General features: G+C 65.2%; 14 protein-coding genes and 2 pseudogenes. 4 read left to right on the forward strand and 12 right to left on the reverse strand.

What is annotated here, in order from left to right; genetic code table 11:
- The first annotated feature begins 47 nt into the window (after positions 1-47).
- Together XF30_RS33155 and XF30_RS33160 are read left to right on the forward strand one after the other, a co-directional pair.
- On the forward strand, positions 48-332 hold the full coding sequence (locus XF30_RS33155; protein WP_036024793.1) for a type II toxin-antitoxin system Phd/YefM family antitoxin: 285 nt from the start codon (positions 48-50) through the stop codon (positions 330-332).
- Entirely contained in the window at positions 329-754 is a 426-nt protein-coding gene (locus XF30_RS33160) for a type II toxin-antitoxin system VapC family toxin (protein ID WP_109145017.1), read from the forward strand. The genes XF30_RS33155 and XF30_RS33160 overlap by 4 nt, the downstream gene beginning before the upstream one ends.
- Positions 755-757: 3 nt before the next feature.
- Here the strand turns inward: XF30_RS33160 and XF30_RS33165 are convergent, their stop codons facing one another.
- Positions 758-1,603: a DeoR/GlpR family DNA-binding transcription regulator gene (locus tag XF30_RS33165; protein ID WP_036013860.1), complete on the reverse strand. Its 846-nt coding sequence runs from the start codon at positions 1,601-1,603 to the stop codon at positions 758-760.
- 106 nt (positions 1,604-1,709) lie between these two features.
- Positions 1,710-2,396: an HAD family hydrolase gene (locus XF30_RS33170; protein ID WP_109145018.1), complete on the reverse strand. Its 687-nt coding sequence runs from the start codon at positions 2,394-2,396 to the stop codon at positions 1,710-1,712.
- Between the two features lie 152 nt (positions 2,397-2,548).
- Between XF30_RS33170 and XF30_RS33175 the strand changes: the two genes are divergently transcribed.
- Positions 2,549-3,001: a nuclear transport factor 2 family protein gene (locus tag XF30_RS33175; protein WP_036013866.1), complete on the forward strand. Its 453-nt coding sequence runs from the start codon at positions 2,549-2,551 to the stop codon at positions 2,999-3,001.
- A gap of 249 nt (positions 3,002-3,250) precedes the next feature.
- Here the strand turns inward: XF30_RS33175 and XF30_RS33180 are convergent, their stop codons facing one another.
- The 10 genes and pseudogenes from XF30_RS33180 to XF30_RS33225 form a co-directional block, all read right to left on the reverse strand.
- The gene (locus XF30_RS33180; RefSeq protein WP_036013862.1) at positions 3,251-3,442 is read right to left on the reverse strand and encodes a hypothetical protein; all 192 of its coding nucleotides are present in this window, start codon (positions 3,440-3,442) and stop codon (positions 3,251-3,253) included.
- A gap of 233 nt (positions 3,443-3,675) precedes the next feature.
- A complete protein-coding gene (locus tag XF30_RS33185) occupies positions 3,676-4,083 on the reverse strand; it encodes an acyl-CoA thioesterase (protein ID WP_036013863.1) in 408 nt (135 codons plus the stop codon).
- A 7-nt stretch (positions 4,084-4,090) separates the two neighbouring features.
- Positions 4,091-6,188 (reverse strand): annotated as a pseudogene (locus tag XF30_RS33190) (3-hydroxyacyl-CoA dehydrogenase NAD-binding domain-containing protein).
- Between the two features lie 2 nt (positions 6,189-6,190).
- Positions 6,191-7,475: pseudogene (locus XF30_RS33195) on the reverse strand (acetyl-CoA C-acetyltransferase).
- Positions 7,475-9,742, reverse strand: a complete 2,268-nt coding sequence (locus XF30_RS33200; protein ID WP_192893322.1) for an acyl-CoA dehydrogenase — start codon at positions 9,740-9,742, stop codon at positions 7,475-7,477. The pseudogene XF30_RS33195 and the gene XF30_RS33200 overlap by 1 nt, the downstream one beginning before the upstream one ends.
- A gap of 277 nt (positions 9,743-10,019) precedes the next feature.
- A complete protein-coding gene (locus XF30_RS33205) occupies positions 10,020-10,643 on the reverse strand; it encodes a flavin reductase family protein (RefSeq protein ID WP_036024785.1) in 624 nt (207 codons plus the stop codon).
- Between the two features lie 176 nt (positions 10,644-10,819).
- Positions 10,820-11,419, reverse strand: a complete 600-nt coding sequence (locus tag XF30_RS33210; protein WP_036013870.1) for a TetR/AcrR family transcriptional regulator — start codon at positions 11,417-11,419, stop codon at positions 10,820-10,822.
- A gap of 33 nt (positions 11,420-11,452) precedes the next feature.
- Positions 11,453-14,590, reverse strand: coding sequence for an efflux RND transporter permease subunit (locus XF30_RS33215; protein ID WP_109145020.1), 3,138 nt, complete (start codon positions 14,588-14,590; stop codon positions 11,453-11,455).
- Between the two features lie 222 nt (positions 14,591-14,812).
- Positions 14,813-15,919 (reverse strand): efflux RND transporter periplasmic adaptor subunit, encoded by a 1,107-nt coding sequence (locus XF30_RS33220; protein WP_109145021.1) that lies wholly within the window; start codon positions 15,917-15,919, stop codon positions 14,813-14,815.
- 214 nt (positions 15,920-16,133) lie between these two features.
- Positions 16,134-17,465, reverse strand: coding sequence for an MFS transporter (locus tag XF30_RS33225; protein WP_109145946.1), 1,332 nt, complete (start codon positions 17,463-17,465; stop codon positions 16,134-16,136).
- A 79-nt stretch (positions 17,466-17,544) separates the two neighbouring features.
- Here XF30_RS33225 and XF30_RS33230 point away from each other — a divergent pair, with 79 nt between their 5' ends.
- On the forward strand, positions 17,545-17,988 hold the full coding sequence (locus tag XF30_RS33230) for a ribosomal maturation YjgA family protein (protein ID WP_192893323.1): 444 nt from the start codon (positions 17,545-17,547) through the stop codon (positions 17,986-17,988).
- Positions 17,989-18,005: the final 17 nt, after the last annotated feature.

Genomic DNA, 18,005 nt, shown 5'->3' on the forward strand with positions numbered 1-18,005 from the left:
TCAGCGTCGAGCGATTATAGTCATACTAGTCAAAATGGTTTATCCCTATGGTCAATCGTAACGTTGAACCCGACGCGCTTCCAACGAATGACAGCTGGACGTTGGCCAATGCCAAGGCGCGACTGTCCGAGGTGCTCGACCGCGCCCAGACCGGCCCGCAGGTCATCACCCGTCACGGCAAGCCGAATGCCGTCATCGTTTCCGTCGAGGAATGGGCGCGCAAGACAGCGCGCAAGGGCACCCTGGCCGAATTCCTGCTGGCCTCGCCATTACGCGGCGTTGACCTTGAACTCGACCGGCTGCACGACACGCCACGCGACGAAGTGCCATGAACCTTTTGCTGGACACCAACGTGCTTTCGGAAGTTCAGCGGCCCGCGCCTTCGCCAAAAGTTGTGGCATGGCTGGATAGGATCGATGAGGACCGTGCGTTCATCAGCGTCGTCTCGATCGCCGAGCTTCGCCGTGGCATCGCATTGCTTGAGGATGGTCGCCGACGCACCGCGCTGGCCGTCTGGCTTGCCCACGATTTGCCTGCGCGGTTTGCCGAGCGCGTCCTGCCGATCGACCAAACAGTGGCCGAGCGTTGGGGTGACCTCATGGCGCAGAGCCGCAAGAGCGGCGTCGCATTGTCCGTCATGGACGGCTTCTTTGCGGCGACTGCGCTGGTCAACGATCTCACACTCGTCACACGCAACGTGAAGGATTTTGCGGCCTTCGGCGTTCCGCTGCTCAACCCCTGGGACGACGCTTAGCCTCTATCTCAGCCGCACCACTGGTGCGGCTTCCGGCGCGGCATCCTGCACCTCGGCCGACGCATCGTCGACCTCCGCGCCCTTCGGCATCGCTTCGACCACCTCGATGCCTTTGCTGTGGCAGATGGTGGCGAGGCGCTCGGGCAGCTCCTGGTCGGTGACGAAGGTCTGGATCTGGGTGATGTGGGCGATGCGCACCGGCGCGCTGCGGCGAAGTTTTGTGGAATCGGCGACCAGCATGACGCTGCGGGCATTGGCGATGATGGCCTGCGCCACCTGCACCTCGCGGTAGTCGAAGTCGAGCAGCGCGCCCTCCTCGTCGATCGCCGAGGCGCCGATGATGGCATAGTCGACCTTGAACTGTCCGATCAGCTGCGTCGCGGTCGAGCCGACCACGGCGCCATCGGCGCGCCGCACCGTGCCGCCGGCGACCACCACCTCGATGCGCGGATGGCGGTAGAGCAGCATGGCGACATTGAGGTTGTTGGTGATGACGAGCAGATCCTCATGCGAGGTCAGCGCGCTCGCCACCTCCTCCGTCGTGGTGCCGATGTTGATGAAGAGCGAGCAGCCGTTCGGGATCAGCGAGGCGGCGGCAGCGCCAATCGCCTTCTTCTCGTCGGCGGCGACGAAGCGGCGCGCCTCATAGGCGAGGTTTTCCACGCCCGAGGCGATGATGGCGCCGCCATGGATGCGGGTCAGCGAACGCCGCTCACAGAGATCGTTGAGATCCTTTCGGATGGTCTGCGCCGACACCTCGAAGCGGCGCGCCAGCTCCTCGACCATGACGCGGCCGGAGGCGCGCGCGATGTTGAGGATTTCGGCTTGGCGATGGGTCAATCCGGTCACGGCAACGGCCTCAAATCAGAATGATGCATGGTGCGGCGGTTCGCGCCTGCGGTCAATGCGGACGCCGATCACGGTTGACGGATGAAGGTCCTCACCCCGCCATTTCTCACCATGCCATGGCACTTGCAAGACGTGCGAGCAGCGTCGGGTCGTCGAACGCGCTGGCGGAGGCGACCGCGCCTGCTCCAACCAGGTCAGCATGGCTGAGGCTGGTGCGGATGCCGACAGTCGGAATGCCGGCGGCCGTTGCGGACTGCACGCCGGTGCGGGAGTCCTCGAATGCGATCGAGGCTCGCGGGCTCGCGCCGACGAAACGCAGCCCCTCCTGATAGGGCAGCGGATGCGGCTTGCCGTGCGGTAGCTCGGCGCCGATCACCAGCGCCTTGAAACGATGCGTGATGCCGAGTCCTGAGAGCAGCAGCTCGGCGTTGAGACGCGGCGCGTTGGTCACGGCGACCATGGGGATGCCGGCGCCATCGGCGCGGTCGAGCAGCGCCATCAGGCCCGGCAGCGGCGCGATCTGCCCGGCCACCAGCGTGCGGAAGACCTCCTCCTTCTCTTCGAGGATGAGGGCGCGCCGCTCCGGCGCCTCGTGGGGCAGAAAGCGATCGCCGATGGCGACATTGGCGAAGCCCTGCAGCTCGAGAGAGAAACGTGCGTGATCGAAGACGTGTCCGTGCGGGCCGAGCACCTGGTTGAAAGCCTTCAAGTGCAACGGATCGGTGTCGGCGAGCGTGCCGTCGATGTCGAACAACAGCGCCCGGCCCATTCCATCGTGTTTGGTCTCGATCATTTCCGTACTTTCCCAAATGCGCGGCGCATCGATGCGGAAGGCGTATCAATACGGCCTCGATCGCGCAATGACGCATCCACATGAGGCAGGTGACACTCGACAAAGTCGCGTGCGACTGCAACACTGATTGCAAGATCAAAAAGGAGGAAACGATGACGATCAACCGACGGGATCTGGCTCTCTCGACGCTCGCCGTGTCCGCGCTTGCGTTCGCCACGCCGGCGCTCGCCGCTTCGGCAGACGAGGACGCCGTGGCGAAGAGGGTCGAGGCCTTCCGCCTCGCCCAGATCGCGGCCGATCCCAAGGCGCTCGGCGCGCTCTGCGCGGAGGAACTGAGCTACAGCCATTCCAGCGGCAAGGTCGAAGACAAGGCGGCGTTCATCGCCAACGCCACCGACGGCAAATCGAAGTTTCTGTCCATCGAATACAAGGATCCCACCATCAAGGTCGTCGGCCCCGCAGCGATCGTGCGTTTCCACTGGCTGGGTGAGCAGGAGATGGCGGCCGATGGAAAAAAAGTATCGACCAACCTTCACATCCTGATGAACTGGCAGAAGCAAGGCGACGAGTGGAAGCTGTTGTCGCGGGCGGCGACGAAGTTGTGATCACGTCTTTCCCCTCTCCCCTTGCGGGAGAGGGTGGCTTCGCAAAGCGAAGCCGGGTGAGGGGTATCTATCCGCGGGTCTAACTCTCTATTGAATTCGCGGAGCCAACCCCTTATCCGGCGCTTCGCGCCACCTTCTCCCGCATCCGCCTTCGCCAAGGCTTCGGCGGACATGAGGGGAGAAGGAAGAAGGCAGCAACATCAAGGGCGGCAAAAAATTCCGACCACGCCTCGCGGGCCGGAATGACAGTTACGCCGCCTCCTTCACGTCGCCATTCACCAGCCTGCGCGCGGCGCGCTCGGCTTCGCGGGCGTTGCGGAAGAGCTGGCCTTCAAGACGGTTGAAGCGGTGCGATGAGGCGAAGAAGCAGTAGCCTCCAGAAGAACGAACGACGATACCTGCGGTCTGCGAATCGACTTCGATGATGTAGCTGTCCGGCATAGTCCGTGGCTTCCTCAGTGCGGGCAAACAACGGCGCTCCCGCCCAAAGGTTCCCAAGGGCATTGCGGCGTTTCCACCCCGAATCGACACGCAATTGAGTACGCCGGGACCTCATCCGTTTTATGACTGGTTCTTGACTGGTTCTTGGCGAAGCCGCGACGATGTGACTTGCTCGTGCCGCGTTCTGCGGCGCTGCAAGGCCTCGCGATATGGGGACAGTGCGTCGCGCGCGATTACGTCGCGATCGGCGGATCGTTTCGCTGGATCGCCTGGGGACGGCCGTGGTCGTCGATCGAGACGTAGGTGAAATGACCGTCGGTGACGAGGAACGGATGCAACTCCTTGCGCCGCAATGCCCAGGCCTCGAGATGCACGGTCAGCGAGGTGCGCCCGACGCGCACGAGATTGGCGTAGACCGAGACGAGATCGCCGACATAGACCGCTTTGCGAAAATTCATCGCCTCGATCGCGACCGTCACGGTGCGCGACCGCGCGACCTTCGAGGCGAACACGCCGCCGCCGACGTCCATCTGGCTGAGCAGCCAGCCGCCGAAGATGTCGCCATTGGCATTGGTGTCGGCCGGCATCGCCAGCGTGCGGATGCAGAGATCCCCGCTCGGTCCGGCCGCTTGTTCGCTCATATGGCTCTCACTTGAAATTGTCCCAGCCCGGATCGGGCGCGAAGCGCGCGCCGAATCGTTCCGCCAGCGCGCGCAGAGTGGATACGATGTTCTCCACGCCGCGCGTGCGCGCGTAATTCAGCGGGCCACCGCGGAAGGGTGCATAACCAGTGCCGAAGATCATGGCGCCATCGACCGCGTCGGCATCGTCGACAATGCCCTCGCGAAGCGCCGCGACGCAGACATTGGACATCGGCAACACCAGGCGGTCGATCATCTGGTCGGTGACCCGCGGTCCGGTCTCCGGCAACGCTGCTTTCTCCGCCTTGCCGTCCTTCCAGGTGTAAAAGCCCTTGCCGGTCTTGCGGCCGAGCTCGCCCTTGGCGACCCTTCTCGCGCAGCCAGGCCGGCGTCGGCGGCAGGAGATCGCCGAACTTGGTGCGCAGCATGTCGCCGACGTCGAGGCAGATGTCGAGCCCGACCTGATCGGCCAGCTCGATCGGGCCCATCGGCATGCCGAACTGCTCGGCCGCTTCATCGATCAGGCGCTGGTCGATCTTCTCGTCCAGCATCACCATCGCTTCCAGCATGTAGGGCGTCAGCGCGCGGTTGACGAGGAAGCCGGGCGAGCTCTTCACAGGCAATGGCAGGCGGTCGATCGCTCCGACGAAGGCGAGCGCCTCTTTCAGCACGTGTGCATCGTTGCCGTCATGGCTGACAACCTCGACCAATTGCAGCCGCGACACCGGGTTGAAGAAATGCAGGCCGACCAGCCGCTCCGGCCGCGCCAGCGTGGTGCGCAGATCCTGCAGCGGAATGCTGGACGTGTTCGTCGCAAGGATGGCTCCGGGCTTCATCCGCGGCTCGAGTCCGGCATAGACCTTCTGTTTCAGCTCCAGCTTTTCCGGCACCGCCTCGATGATGAGATCGGCGTTGCGGACGCCCTCGCCGTCCATGTCGGGAATGAGGCGGTCGAGCGCGTCGCGCACGTCGGTGGGCTTGCGGATGATCTTGCCGTAGAGGTCGGCCGCGCGCTTGACCGCGCCTGCGATCGGCTCCGGCTTCATGTCGGCGAGCGACACGCGAACGCCCTGCCCCGCACACCAGGCCGCGATGTCGCCGCCCATCGCGCCGGCGCCGATGACGTGGATATGCTTCACCGTGCTGCCGGCGCCTGCCGCCTTCTTCATCTGCTCGCGCAGGAAGAAGACCCGGATCAGATTCTGCGCGGTCGGCGTCACCATCAGCTTGGCGAACGAGGCCTGTTCCGCCTTCAGCATCGCGGATTTGCTGCCGCCATGCGCTTCCCAGAGATCGATCAGCGCATAGGGCGCCGGATAATGCTCGCGCGATGCGGCCTTCGCGGCCTCCGCTCGCATGCGCTTGGCCAGCAGGCCGCGCACCGGCCCGAGATTGGCGGCACGCATCAGCAGACCAGGCTTGGCCCGCTTCAGACGGCCGAACAGCGCATCCTTCACCGCGCCCTGGACATGCCGCTCCTGCGTCACGGTGTCGACGAGGCCGAGCGATCTGGCTCGGCGCGCATCGATGGTGCGCCCGGTCAGCATCAGCGCCATCGACTGCGTCGGATTGACGAGCGCAGTGAAACGCGCGGTGCCGCCAAGGCCGGGATGCAGGCCGAGCATCACCTCCGGGAAGCCGAAACGCGCCCCATCGATGGCGATGCGCGCCTGGCAGGCCAGCGCCACCTCGAGCCCGCCGCCGAGGCAGAAACCGTGGATGACCGCGACCGTCGGCAGCCTCAAGGCTTCCAGATGGTCGACCACCGCATGCGCGGCGCGGATGCGCGTCTCCACCATGCCGGGATCGTTGGCACCGCGGAATTCATTGACGTCGGCGCCGGCAATGAAGCCGGACGGCTTTGCCGAGCGGATGACGAGACCGGCGGGGCGCTCGGTCTCGATCGCCGCGAGCACGGCGTCGAACTCCTCCATCACGTCGGAGGACAGGGTGTTGGCGCTGGCATCAGCGCGGTCGAACAGCAGCCAGGCGACGCCGTCTTCATCTCGCGTCAGCTTGAAGTGCTTGTAGGGACCATCCGGCGCAGGGCGCGGCCCGAGCTCCAGCACGCGGTCGGCGAGCACGGTCATGATCTTGGAATCCATGGTCATACCGCCTCGATCAGCATGGCGCCGCCGAGCCCGCCGCCGATGCATTCGGTGGCGATTCCGCGCCGCGTGCCGAGCCGCTTCATCGCATTGACGAGATGCAGCACGATGCGGTTGCCGGAGGTGCCGACGGGATGGCCGAGCGAAATCGCGCCGCCGTCGACGTTCAGCCGCTCACGGTCGATCTCGCCGGCAGCGCCGTCGAGCCGCAATATTTCGCGGCAGAACTTGTCGTCGTTCCAGGCGGCGAGACAGCCGAGCACTTGCGTTGCAAAAGCCTCGTTCAGCTCCCAGGTCTCGACGTCCTTGAGGGTGAGGTCGTTGCGCTTCAGCAGCGGCGTCACCGACATCACCGGACCGAGCCCCATGATGCTGGGGTCGAGCGCGGCCCAATGGCTGTCGACGATCGCAGCCTTCGGCGTCAGCTTGTGCCTTGCAACGGCGACGTCGGAGGCGAGGATCACCCAGGAGGCACCGTCGGTGATCTGCGAGGAATTGCCGGCGGTGACCTGGCCCCACGGCCGCTCGAACACCGGCCGGAGCTTGGCGAGCGTCTCCGCCGTCGAGTCCGGACGCACGCCATCGTCGTGGTCGAAGAACTTGCCGTCGCGGGAAAACGCGGTTTCGACCTCGCCCTTCAGATAACCCGCGCTTTGCGCATGCGCGAGCCGGCGATGGCTCTCGGCCGCATAGGCATCCGACTGCGCGCGCGTGATGCCGAAGAGATGGCCGACGACCTCGGCTGTCTGGCCCATGTTCAGCTCGGTGACGGGATCGGTCAGGCCGCGCTCGAGGCCGATGATCGGCTTGAGATCGCGCGGCCTCAGCTTGAACGCCGAGGCGAGCTTCGCGGCCATGCCCTTTGCGGTGGCAAGGCCGGCGAACCAGCGCACGCCGGAATTCGGCCAGACCAGCGGCGCGTGGCTGAGCGCCTCGGTGCCGCCGGCCAAAACCATGTCGGCATGGCCTTCGCGGATATAGCGGTAGGCGGTGTCGATCGACTGCATGCCCGAGCCGCAATTGATCTGCACGGTGATGGCGACCATGTCCTCGCCCATGCCGAGCCGGGAGCGCGGCGACGCGGGCCGGGTTCATCTCGTCCGCGATCACGTTGACGCAGCCGAGGATGACCTGGTCGAAGCTATCGGGCGAGAACGGCTGGCGCGCCAGCAGCGGTCGGCCGCATTGCACGGCGAGATCGACCGGCGTGAACGGCCCTGGCCCCGAACGCGCCTTCAGGAACGGCGTCCGGCTGCCGTCGACGATGAATACCGGTCGTGCCATCAGCTCGCCGCCCTCTGCTCACCGAGTTCCTGGAAGAACTGATGCACATTGACGGTTTTCTTGTAAATCGGCGACAGCGCCTCCGGCGCAAAATCGTCGACCTCTATCACTTTTGTGACGGCTTCGCGGGCAGCGGCGAGTTGCTCGCCCTCGGCTTGCGTGATTACGCCCTTGGTCACCGCCTCCTTCCAGTCGCGGATATGCGCAGCACGCATGCGCCTGGCGATCGCATCCGTCGCCGCGACCAGCTTGAACGCGCGCTCCAGCCGGGCAAAGCCGCCGTCGTCGTCGACATGGGCCAGATCCGGCGTGAGGCGCGCGCGTGCCGCCGACGGCTCCAGCACGATGGCAGCGCATTGGTGCACGATGCGGTCGGACGGGCCGAGCACGCGGGCGCCGAACGGCTGCACCACGAGCCTGAGGAAGCCGGCGACGAAGCGGTTCGGCAGATTGGCCAGGATTTCGGCGAGCCGGTTCTCGATGGTTTTGAACCCGGTCGCCATGCACCATTCCAGCGCGGCAAAATCCTCCTTCTGCCGCCCCTCGTCCTGCCAGCGCTTCAGCGCGGCCGAGAGCAGATAGAGCTCGGACAGGATGTCGCCGAAGCGGGCCGACAGCATTTCCTTGCGCTTGAGCGCGCCGCCGAGCGTCAGCAGCGCCATGTCGGCGCAGAGCGCAAAGGCCGCCGAGTAGCGCGAGAGCTGGCGATAGAAGGGCGTGGCATCGCCCGCATCGGGCACTGGGGCGAATGCGCCAAAGGTCCAGCTGCGACCCATGGCGCGGAAGAGTGTCCTGAAGCTGTGGCCGACATGCTTCCAGAACGCCTTGTCGAACGCGCCGAGGCCGCGCTCGCGATCGCTATCGGCGAGCGCGTTCATCTCGTCGAGCAGGTAAGGATGGGCGCGGATAGCTCCTTGTCCGAACACGATGAGATTGCGGGTCAGGATGTTGGCGCCTTCCACTGTGATGCCGACGGGCACGGCGCGGTGGAGATTGCCGAGATAGTTTTGCGGACCGTCGATCACGGCCTTGCCGCCATGAATGTCCATGGCATCGTCGACCGCGGTGCGCATCCTCTCGGTCGCGTGCAGCTTCATGATGCCGGAGATGACGGCGGGATGGATGCCGGCGTTCAGTGCCGCGCAGGTGAGCCGGCGCGCGGCGTCGAGCTGGTAGGCGGTCGCGACGATGCGGGCGAGCGGCTCCTCGACGCCTTCGAACTTGGAGATCGAGATGCCGAACTGCTCGCGGATGCGCGCATAGGCGCCGGTGGTGCGCGCGGCATAGGCGGCCCCGGCCGCCGACAGCGACGGCAGCGAGATGCCGCGGCCGGCGGCGAGCGCCGTCATCAGCATCTTCCAGCCCTGCCCCAGCCGCTCCTTGCCGCCGATGACATAGTCGAGCGGGATGAAGACGTCCCGGCCCCAATTCGGGCCGTTCTGAAAGACCTGCATCGAGGGCAGATGACGCTGCCCGATCTCGATGCCGGGCAGGTTCGTCGGGATCAGCGCCACGGTGATGCCGAGCTCTTCCTGGCTCCCCACGAGATGATCGGGATCATAGGCCTTGAAGGCGAGACCGAGCAGCGTCGCGACCGGACCGAGCGTGATGTAGCGCTTGTGCCAGTTGAGGCGGAGGCCGACCACCTCGCGACCCTCGAATTCGCCCCTGCAGATGATGCCGGTGTCGACCATCGAGGCGGCGTCGGAGCCGGCTTCCGGGCTGGTGAGGCCGAAGCAGGGAATCTCGCGGCCGTCGGCGAGGCGCGGCAGCCAGCGCTGCTGCTGCTCTGTGGTGCCGAAGCGCATCAGGAGCTCGCCCGGGCCGAGCGAGTTCGGCACCATCACGGTGACCGCGGCCGCGATCGAGCGCGTCGAGATCTTGCGCACCACTTCCGAATGCGCGTAGGGCGAGAAGCCGAGGCCGCCGTACTCCTTCGGGATGATCATGCCGAAGAATTTCTCGCGCTTGACGAAGTGCCAGACGTCCGGCGGCAGGTCGCGCGATTCCCAAAAGATCTTCCACTCATCGAGCATGGCGCAGAGCTCGTCGACTGGGCCATTGAGGAAGGCCCGCTCCTCGTCCGTCAGCGTCGCCTGCGGGACCTTCAGCAGCTTCGACCAGTCGGGGTTGCCGGTGAAGAGATCGGCATCCCACCAGACGTCCCCCGCCTCCAGCGCCTCGCGCTCGGTGTCGGACATCGCCGGCAGCACGCCGCGCGCCCATGAGAAGATCGGCTTTGTGATGGTGTCGCGGCGGAAGCTCATGGCGGACCTCATGCATCGGCGCGGTTAACAGGCATTTTAGCGGAAATCGGCTGGCGGAGGCGAGCATCTCGCCTGCAACATTGACGCGGCCGGGCGGCCGCCCGAGCCATAACGGCGGGGCGGGGTGCAGTTCCGGGAGGGGTGGGGGCTGAATGTCTCTCCAGTGTCATTCCGGGGCACGCGAAGCGTGAGCCCGGAATCCATCGTGCCGCAGCGTTGGTCGATGAATGGATTCCGGGCTCGACGCTGCGCGTCGCCCCGGAATGACGGAAGTGGCCTAGTCCGGCCGGACCATCTCGAACATGTTCTCCGGCTTGATCTCGAAATAATCGCCGCGCCGGCCGGCGCGGACGATGGGGCGGGCGGCGGCGGTCTGGTAGACGCCGTCCTTGATCAAGGCCTTGTCGATGTGGACGGCGACGACTTCGCCGAGCGTCAGCCAGGCGTCGGCCTCCTTGCCATTGGCGCCCTTGAGGCGGACGATGTCGGACACCTTGCACTCGAAGGCGACGGGGCTCTCGCCGACGCGCGGGACATTGACGAGCTTGCCGGGCACGGCGGTGAGGCCCGCGACCTCGAACTCGTCGACCTCGGGAGCGACATGCGCCGCGGTCGCGTTCATGTGCTTGGCGAGATCCATCGTCGTGAGATTCCAGACGAACTCGCCGGTCTGCTGCATGTTCTCCACCGTGTCCTTCCAGTTGGTCGAGGAGAAGCCGATGATCGGCGGCACGTAGCAGAACGCGTTGAAGAAGCTGTAGGGCGCGAGGTTGACGTGGCCCCTGGCGTCGCGCGAGGAGATCCAGCCGATCGGCCGCGGCGCGATGATGGCGTTGAAGGGGTCGTGCTTGAGTCCGTGGCCCTTGGAGGGTTCGTAGAAGTACAGGTCTTTGTCGGTCACGCGCTGCTTCCTTTCGTCATTGCGAGCGCAGCGAAGCAATCCAGAATCCCTCCGCGGAGACGGTCTGGATTGCTTCGCTGCGCTCGCAATGACGGAGTTTGTGGGTCCGTCCCGGTCCGCCTCCGGCGGTCGTGCCGGGGCGATCAGTCTGCTTATAGGAGAAAACGCCCCGCCCGTCAGTGGCGCGGCGACAGACCCGCGATGACGAAATCGATCATCTGGTCGATGGTCGGGCCCGGCTTGGTGGCGCACTGGGCGATCATCTGGGGGTGGAAGAAGCGGATCATCGCGGTGCAGGCGCACAGCGAGGCCAGTTGCAGGTCCGGCGCCTCGAACTCGCCGGAGGCGACGCCTTGCGCGATCATCTGGCCGATGACGCCGGCGATGCACTCCATATGGGCGACGCAGACCTCCCAGTCCTCCTCCATCGCGATCGCGACCATCTCGTGCAGCTTGTTGTCGCCGACATAGCGCTCGGTGTTCATGCGATTAATGGTGATGAGCAGCTCGCGGAAGCGCGGCAGCACCGGACCGGGCCTTGCCACGATCCGCTGCGCCTCCAGCTCGACCTCGCCCATCAGCGAGCGGGCCACCGCCTGATGGATTGCCTTCTTCGATTCGAAGAAGCGATACACGTTGGCGGGGCTCATCCTGAGCTCCTTGGCGATGTCGCCGACGGTCGTCTTCTGGTAGCCGATCTGGCGGAACAGCCGCTCGGCCACCTCGAGGATGCGATCCCGGGTGTCGACTTCGATATGTTCCGAAACAAGGGCCATCAGTCAGGACTCGCTGGTCAACAGTCTTCTCATCTATTCAGCCGCTTCGGCAAGCGGAATTGCGTGCGGGTCATCGCTCCCATGCTGCGGCGCGGCCGGCTGCTCGGGCGTTCCGGCCTCGTCCAGGCTCTTGCGGAACCACAGGGCGTAGAGGCCCGGCAGGTACAGCAGCGTCAGGAAGGTCGCGACGAACAGGCCGCCCATGATGGTGATCGCCATCGGGCCCCAGAAGGCCGAGCGCGTCAGCGGGATCATGGCGAGAATGGCGGCGAGCGCCGTCAGCACCACCGGCCGGGCACGGCGGACGGTCGCCTCGACGATCGCCTCGCGCCGGGTCAGGCCGTGGCTGACGTCGGTCTCGATCTGGTCGACCAGGATGACCGTGTTGCGCATGATCATGCCGGCGAGCGCGATCAGGCCGAGCAGCGCCACGAAGCCGAACGGGGCATTGGCGACGTTGAGGCCAAGCGAGGCACCGACGATGCCGAGCGGCGCGGTCAGGAACACCAGGATCAGGCGTGAGAAGCTCTGCAGCTGGATCATCAGCAGCGTCAGCATCACCATGACCATCACCGGGAAGAGGATGAAGATCGAGGCGTTGCCCTTGGCGGATTCCTCGAACGCGCCGCCCGGCTCGATCCGGTAGGCCGGCTCGAGGTGATCCTTGATCGCCTTCAGCTTCGGCGTGATCTGGTTGGTGACATCAGGGGCCTGCACGCCGTCGACAACGTCGGAGCGCACGGTGATCGCCATGTCGCGGTTGCGCCGCCACATGATCGGCTCCTCATGGGCATATTCAATTCGAGCGATCTGCTGCAGCGGCACGGCGACGCCGTTGCGCGAGGTGATGGTGAGATCGCCGACGCCGCCGAGGTCGAGGCGCTCGGACGGGATCGCGCGGGCGACCACGCCGACCTTCTCGATGCCGTCGCGCACGGTTGTGACCTGCGAGCCCGAGATCAGCATCGCCAGCGCCTGCGAGACGTCCTGCGGCGTCAGGCCCATGGCGCGGGCGCGGTCCTGGTCGACGACGAGCTTGAGGTAGGGCGACTGCTCGTTCCAGTCGAGCTGGACGTCCTTGACGCTCTTGTTCTCCCGCATGACGTCGCGGACCTGGTAGGCGATCTCGCGGACCTTGTTGGCGTCCGGGCCGATCACGCGGAACTGCACGGGGAAGCCGACCGGCGGACCGAAATTGAAGCGGTCGACGCGCACGCGTGCCTCGGTCAGAAAGCCCTCGGCGGCCGCGGTCTCGATCTTGGCCTTGATGCGCTCGCGCGCCTCGACCCCCTTGGCAACGATGACGATCTCGGCAAAGGCCTCGTTCGGAAGCTGCGGGTTGAGGCCGAGCCAGAAGCGCGGCGAGCCCTGGCCGACATAGGCGGTATAGGTCTCGATGTCCTTGTCGTCCTTGAGCAGCGTCTCAGCCTTCTTCACCGCCTTCTCGGTGACGTTGAAGGCGGTGCCTTCCGGAAGGCGCAGCTGCAGGAACAGCTCGGGGCGCTCCGAGAGTGGGAAGAACTGCTGCTGGACCTGGCCGAAGCCGACGATCGAGGCGGCGAAGACGCCGACGGTCGCGACCACCACGGTGATGCGGTGGTTGACGCACCATTTCACGATGGCGCGCAGGCCGCGGTACATGCGGGTCTCGTAGACCGCATGCGGATCATGGTTGTGGTGCGCCTTCATCTCGGGCAGCAGCTTGACGCCGATATAGGGCGTGAAGATCACCGCCACGAACCAGGAGGCGACCAGCGCGATTGCCACGATCCAGAATATGCTGCCGGCATATTCGCCGACCGCGGAATTGGCAAAGCCGATGGGGAGGAACCCAGCGGCCGTGACCAGCGTCCCCGTGAGCATCGGAAACGCAGTAGATTCCCAGGCAAAGGACGCCGCACGCATGCGGTCCCAGCCCTGCTCCATCTTCACCACCATCATCTCAACCGCGATGATGGCGTCGTCGACGAGCAGGCCGAGCGCGATGATCAGCGCGCCGAGCGTGATGCGATGCAGGTCGAGCGACATCGTGTTCATGACGATGAAGACGATGCCGAGCACCAGGGGCACCGACAGCGCGACCACGATGCCGGTGCGCCAGCCGAGCGCCAGGAACGAGACGAACAGCACGATGACGAGCGCTTCCATGAAGGAGTGCACGAACTCGCCGACGGCGTGCTCGACCACCTTGGGCTGGTCGGCGATCAGCTTGACGTCGATGCCCTGCGGCACCGCCTTCATGAAGTCGGCGGTGGCCTTCTCGACCTCCTTGCCGAGATCGAGGATGTTGGCGCCCTTGGCGGTGACGACGCCGATGCCGATGGCGGGTTTGCCTTCCTGGCGCACGACGAAGCTCGGCGGATCGACATAGCCGTGGGTGACGGTGGCGATATCGCCGAGACGGAACACGCGGCCGTTGCTCTCGACCGGCGTTTCGGCGACGGCCTTGGCACCGTCGAGCGCGCCGGTGACGCGCAGCGGCACGCGCTGCGAGGAGGTCTCGACCGTGCCGGCCGGCGTCACGTTGTTCTGCTTGGCGAGCGAATCGAACAGCGCCTGCGGCGTGATGCCGAGCGTGGCGAGCTTGGCGTGGCTGAACTCGACGAAAATGCGCTCATCCTGGTTGCCGTAGACGTCGACCTTGGTCACGCCGGGCACCTTGAGCAGGCGCTGGCGAAAACCTTCGGAGACCTTCTTGAGCTGGGCATAATCGGCGCCGTCGCCGGTCATCATGTAGAGGATGGAATCGACGTCGGAGAACTCGTCGTTGACGACGGGCCCGAGAATGCCGGACGGCAGCTGGCCCTGCACGTCGACCAGCTTCTTGCGCAGGAGATAGAAGAGGTAGGGCACGTCCTTCGGCGGCGTGTTGTCGCGGAAGGTGACCTGGAGCGCGGTGAAGGCGGGCTTGGAATAGGTCTGCACCTTCTCGAAATAGGGCAGCTCCTGGATCTTCTTCTCGATGGGATCGGCAACCTGGGTCTGCATTTCCTGCGCGGTCGCGCCGGGCCAGATCACGGAGACGTTGACCACCTTCACCGTGAAGAACGGATCCTCGGCACGGCCGAGCTTCTCATAGGAGAAGAAGCCGGCGACGCCGAGGATGATCATCAGGAAGAGCACCAGCGTCGGATGGCTGACGGCCCAGGCCGAAAGGTTGAAGCGCTTCATCGCACTCTCCGAAAGACGATCCAGTTGCAAACAACGACAGCCGCTCTGCTCAAACCGTCGTCGCGAGGCAGCGAAGCAATCCAGGGGGCTGGGCAGGTTCTGGATCGCTTCGCCGCTTCAGCCTTTGCTTAGGGACAAAGGCCGAAACTCACCTCACACGACGTAACTCACTTCTCTTGTCATTCCGGGATGGTCCGAAGGACTAGACTTTCAAACGACGGATCAGAACGACAAGGACGACACGATCCGCACCCGCTGGCCGGGATCGAGCTTCTGCACGCCGAGCGCAACGATCTTGGCGCCCTCTTCGACGCCGCCGGTGATGACGACGTCCTTGCTCTCGTAGGACTTCACCGTGACCGGCTTGAGGGTGACGCCACCGTTGTCGTCGACAACGTAGAAGGAGGGCTTGCCGCCTTCGTTGAAGAGCGCCGACAGCGGCAACCGCGCGACGCGCTCGGTCGCGGCATCCGACAGCGTCAGCGTCGCCGTCATGCCGAGCGCGACCTTGTCGTCGGCCTCGGGCAGCGAGAACTTTGCCAGATAGGTGCGCGTGGCGGGATCGGCTGCCGGCGCGATCTCGCGCAGCTTGGCCGTGTATTTCTTGTTCGGCTCGGACCAGAGAGTGACGCTGGCGACGCCCGACTTGGCGCGTCCGACCAGCGTCTCAGGGATCGCGACGACCGCTTCCTTCTCGGCAAAGCGGGCGACACGGATCGAAGCCTGGCCCGCGGCAACCACCTGGCCGGGCTCGATCAGCGTTGCGGTGACGACGCCGCGGGCGTCGGCAACCAGCGTCGCGTAGGAAAGGGAATTCTTGGTCAGTTCGACCGAGCGCTCGGCGCGGTTCAAGCGCGCACGGGCTTCATCGGCGGCGGCGCGGCTCTGGTCGAGCTGGGCGTCCGTGGTCCAGCCCTTGGCCTTCAGGTCCTTGGCGCGCTGCTCGGCGGCGGCGGCCTGGGCCAGCACGCCGGTTGCGGCGGTCTGCTCGGCAACGGCCTGCTCGGCCTGGAGCTTCAGGTCGACCTCGTCGAGGGTGGCGAGCGGCTGGCCGACTTCGACTGTCTGGCCGACTTCGACGAGGCGTTTGGCCACCTTGCCGGCGACGCGGAAGCCGAGATCGCTCTCGATCCTGGGACGGATAGTGCCGACGAAGCTGCGCTCCGGGGTCTCGGCAGCGTAGTGGGCGGTTGCCACCAGAACCGGCCGCGGCGGCTCGGCCTTCTCGGCGACGGTATCATTGCACCCTGCCAGCGAAACGGCCATCAGGGCGAGCGCGGCTCCTGCGAAAAGCTTGGAATAGCTCGACAAAATCGACCGGACGAACATCGAAGGACACTCCTGCATCTCGATTGAGAGGAATGTCGACTGTTCACTGATAAAAGTCAATAATCGTCAGTCATCAGGAATTCGTGAAGGGGCCTGGCCGCGAGGTGTATTGTAGGGTGGGCAAAGCGGAGCGTGCCCACCAGACCACTCTGCGGAGAAGATGGTGGGTACAGCGCGCGAAGTGCGCGCCTTTTGCCCACCTACAAAAATCCCCTCACCGCCCCCGGTCGGAGAATTCGTGCTTGCTGTCGTGGCCGCCGACGAACACCAGGATGCCGGCGATCAACGGCAGCACGGCGAGCACCAAGAGGCCCGTCGAGGTCTGGCCCGTCGCCTCCTTGACCCAGCCGATCAGGTACGGCCCGCCGAAGCCGGCGAGGTTGCCGATCGAGTTGATCAGCGCGATGGCGCCTGCGGCCGCCGTGCCGGACAGCCAGGCGGTCGGCAGGGTCCAGAACACACCGAAGCAGCAGAACACGCCGATCGCGGCCACCGTCAGCGCCACCATCGTCAGCGTGGGATCGGTGAGATAGGAGGAGATGCCGAGCGCGACTGCGGTGAGCAGCAGCGGCGCGCCGACATGCATGACGCGCTCGCGGCTCGCATCCGAATGCCTCGCCCACAGGATCATGGCGATGGTGCCGAACAGATACGGGACCGCCGTGACGAATCCGGTCTGGGCGTTGGTGAGACCGAACGCCTTGACGATCTGCGGCAGCCAGAACTGCATGCCGTAGAGCGCGCCGACGAAGCCGAAATAGACCAGGCTGAGCGCGATCACCTTCGGTGAAGACAGCGCCTCGCCGAGCGAGAAATGCTTCACCGCTTGCTTGGCCGCGATCTCCGCATCCAGCTTCGCCTTCAGCCAGGCCTTCTGCTCGGCCGAGAGCCAGTCCGCCTTCTCCGGCTTGTCGGTGAGATAGAACCAGGTGACGATGCCGAGCAGCACCGATGGGATGCCCTCGATGATGAACAGCCACTGCCAGCCTTTCAGGCCCATCATGCCGTCGAGCCCGAGCAACAGGCCCGAGATCGGCGCGCCGATCACGGTCGAGACCGGCACCGCGATCGCGAAGGCCGCAAGAAAGCGGGCGCGATATTCGGCCGGATACCAATAGGTGAGATAGAGGATGATGCCGGGGAAGAAGCCGGCCTCGGCGACGCCGAGCAGGAAGCGCAGGACGTAGAAGCTGGTGACGCCGCTGACCACCGCCATCAGCGCCGAGATGATGCCCCAGGTCACCATGATGCGGGCGATCCAGCGGCTCGCGCCGAATTTCTCCAGCGCGAGGTTGCTCGGCACTTCGAAGATGAAATAGCCGATGAAGAAGATGCCGGCGCCCCAGGAGTAGATCAGCGGCGTGAATTTCAGATCGGCGTTCATGGTCAGCGCGGCGAAGCCGAGATTGACGCGATCGAGATAGGAGAAGAAGTAGGCCAGCACCAGGAACGGAATCAGGCGCCAGGAGATGGCGCGGATGGTCGAGGTTTCGATGTCCGACTTGGTGGCACCGGTGGAACCGGCATAGGTCGTGGTCTGGCTCATGGCTTCCCCCGGGGTTGTTGCTTTTTTCGGGTCTGCGGCCGTTTTCAGCATCGCGAGCAAAGAGTCAATGGAGCAAGCAATGCACGAGACGCAGCCGGGCACGCCTGTTGCGCCTCTACGGACCTCACTGATCCGCGCTGCTTTCGCGCTCGCAGTGATTGCCTGTGGGCTGTCCCTTCGCTGGTACGGCTTCCCGCTCGGCCTGCCTGCGTTCATCGTGAAGTACGGCGGCTCGCTGCTGTGGGCGACGATGGTGTTTCTGCTGGCAGGAGTCGTGCTGCCGCGGCTGACACGGAGCCAGCTCGCAGCCATCGCGATAGTGATCGCGGCAGTCGTCGAGTTCTCCCGCCTGATGCATACTCCCTGGCTCGATGCGTTCCGCCTCACCACCGCCGGCGCGTTGCTGCTCGGCCGCATCTTCTCGCTTTGGAATTTGCTGGCCTATTCGGTTGGGATTGCGTTTGGCATGTGGATCGATCGCGTTGCCATGCGCGGTCCCGTAGGGTGGGCAAAGGCGCCGTAGCGCCGTGCCCACGTCTC

The organism is Bradyrhizobium sp. SUTN9-2 (genome assembly GCF_003122645.1).
GTDB lineage: Bacteria > Pseudomonadota > Alphaproteobacteria > Rhizobiales > Xanthobacteraceae > Bradyrhizobium > Bradyrhizobium yuanmingense.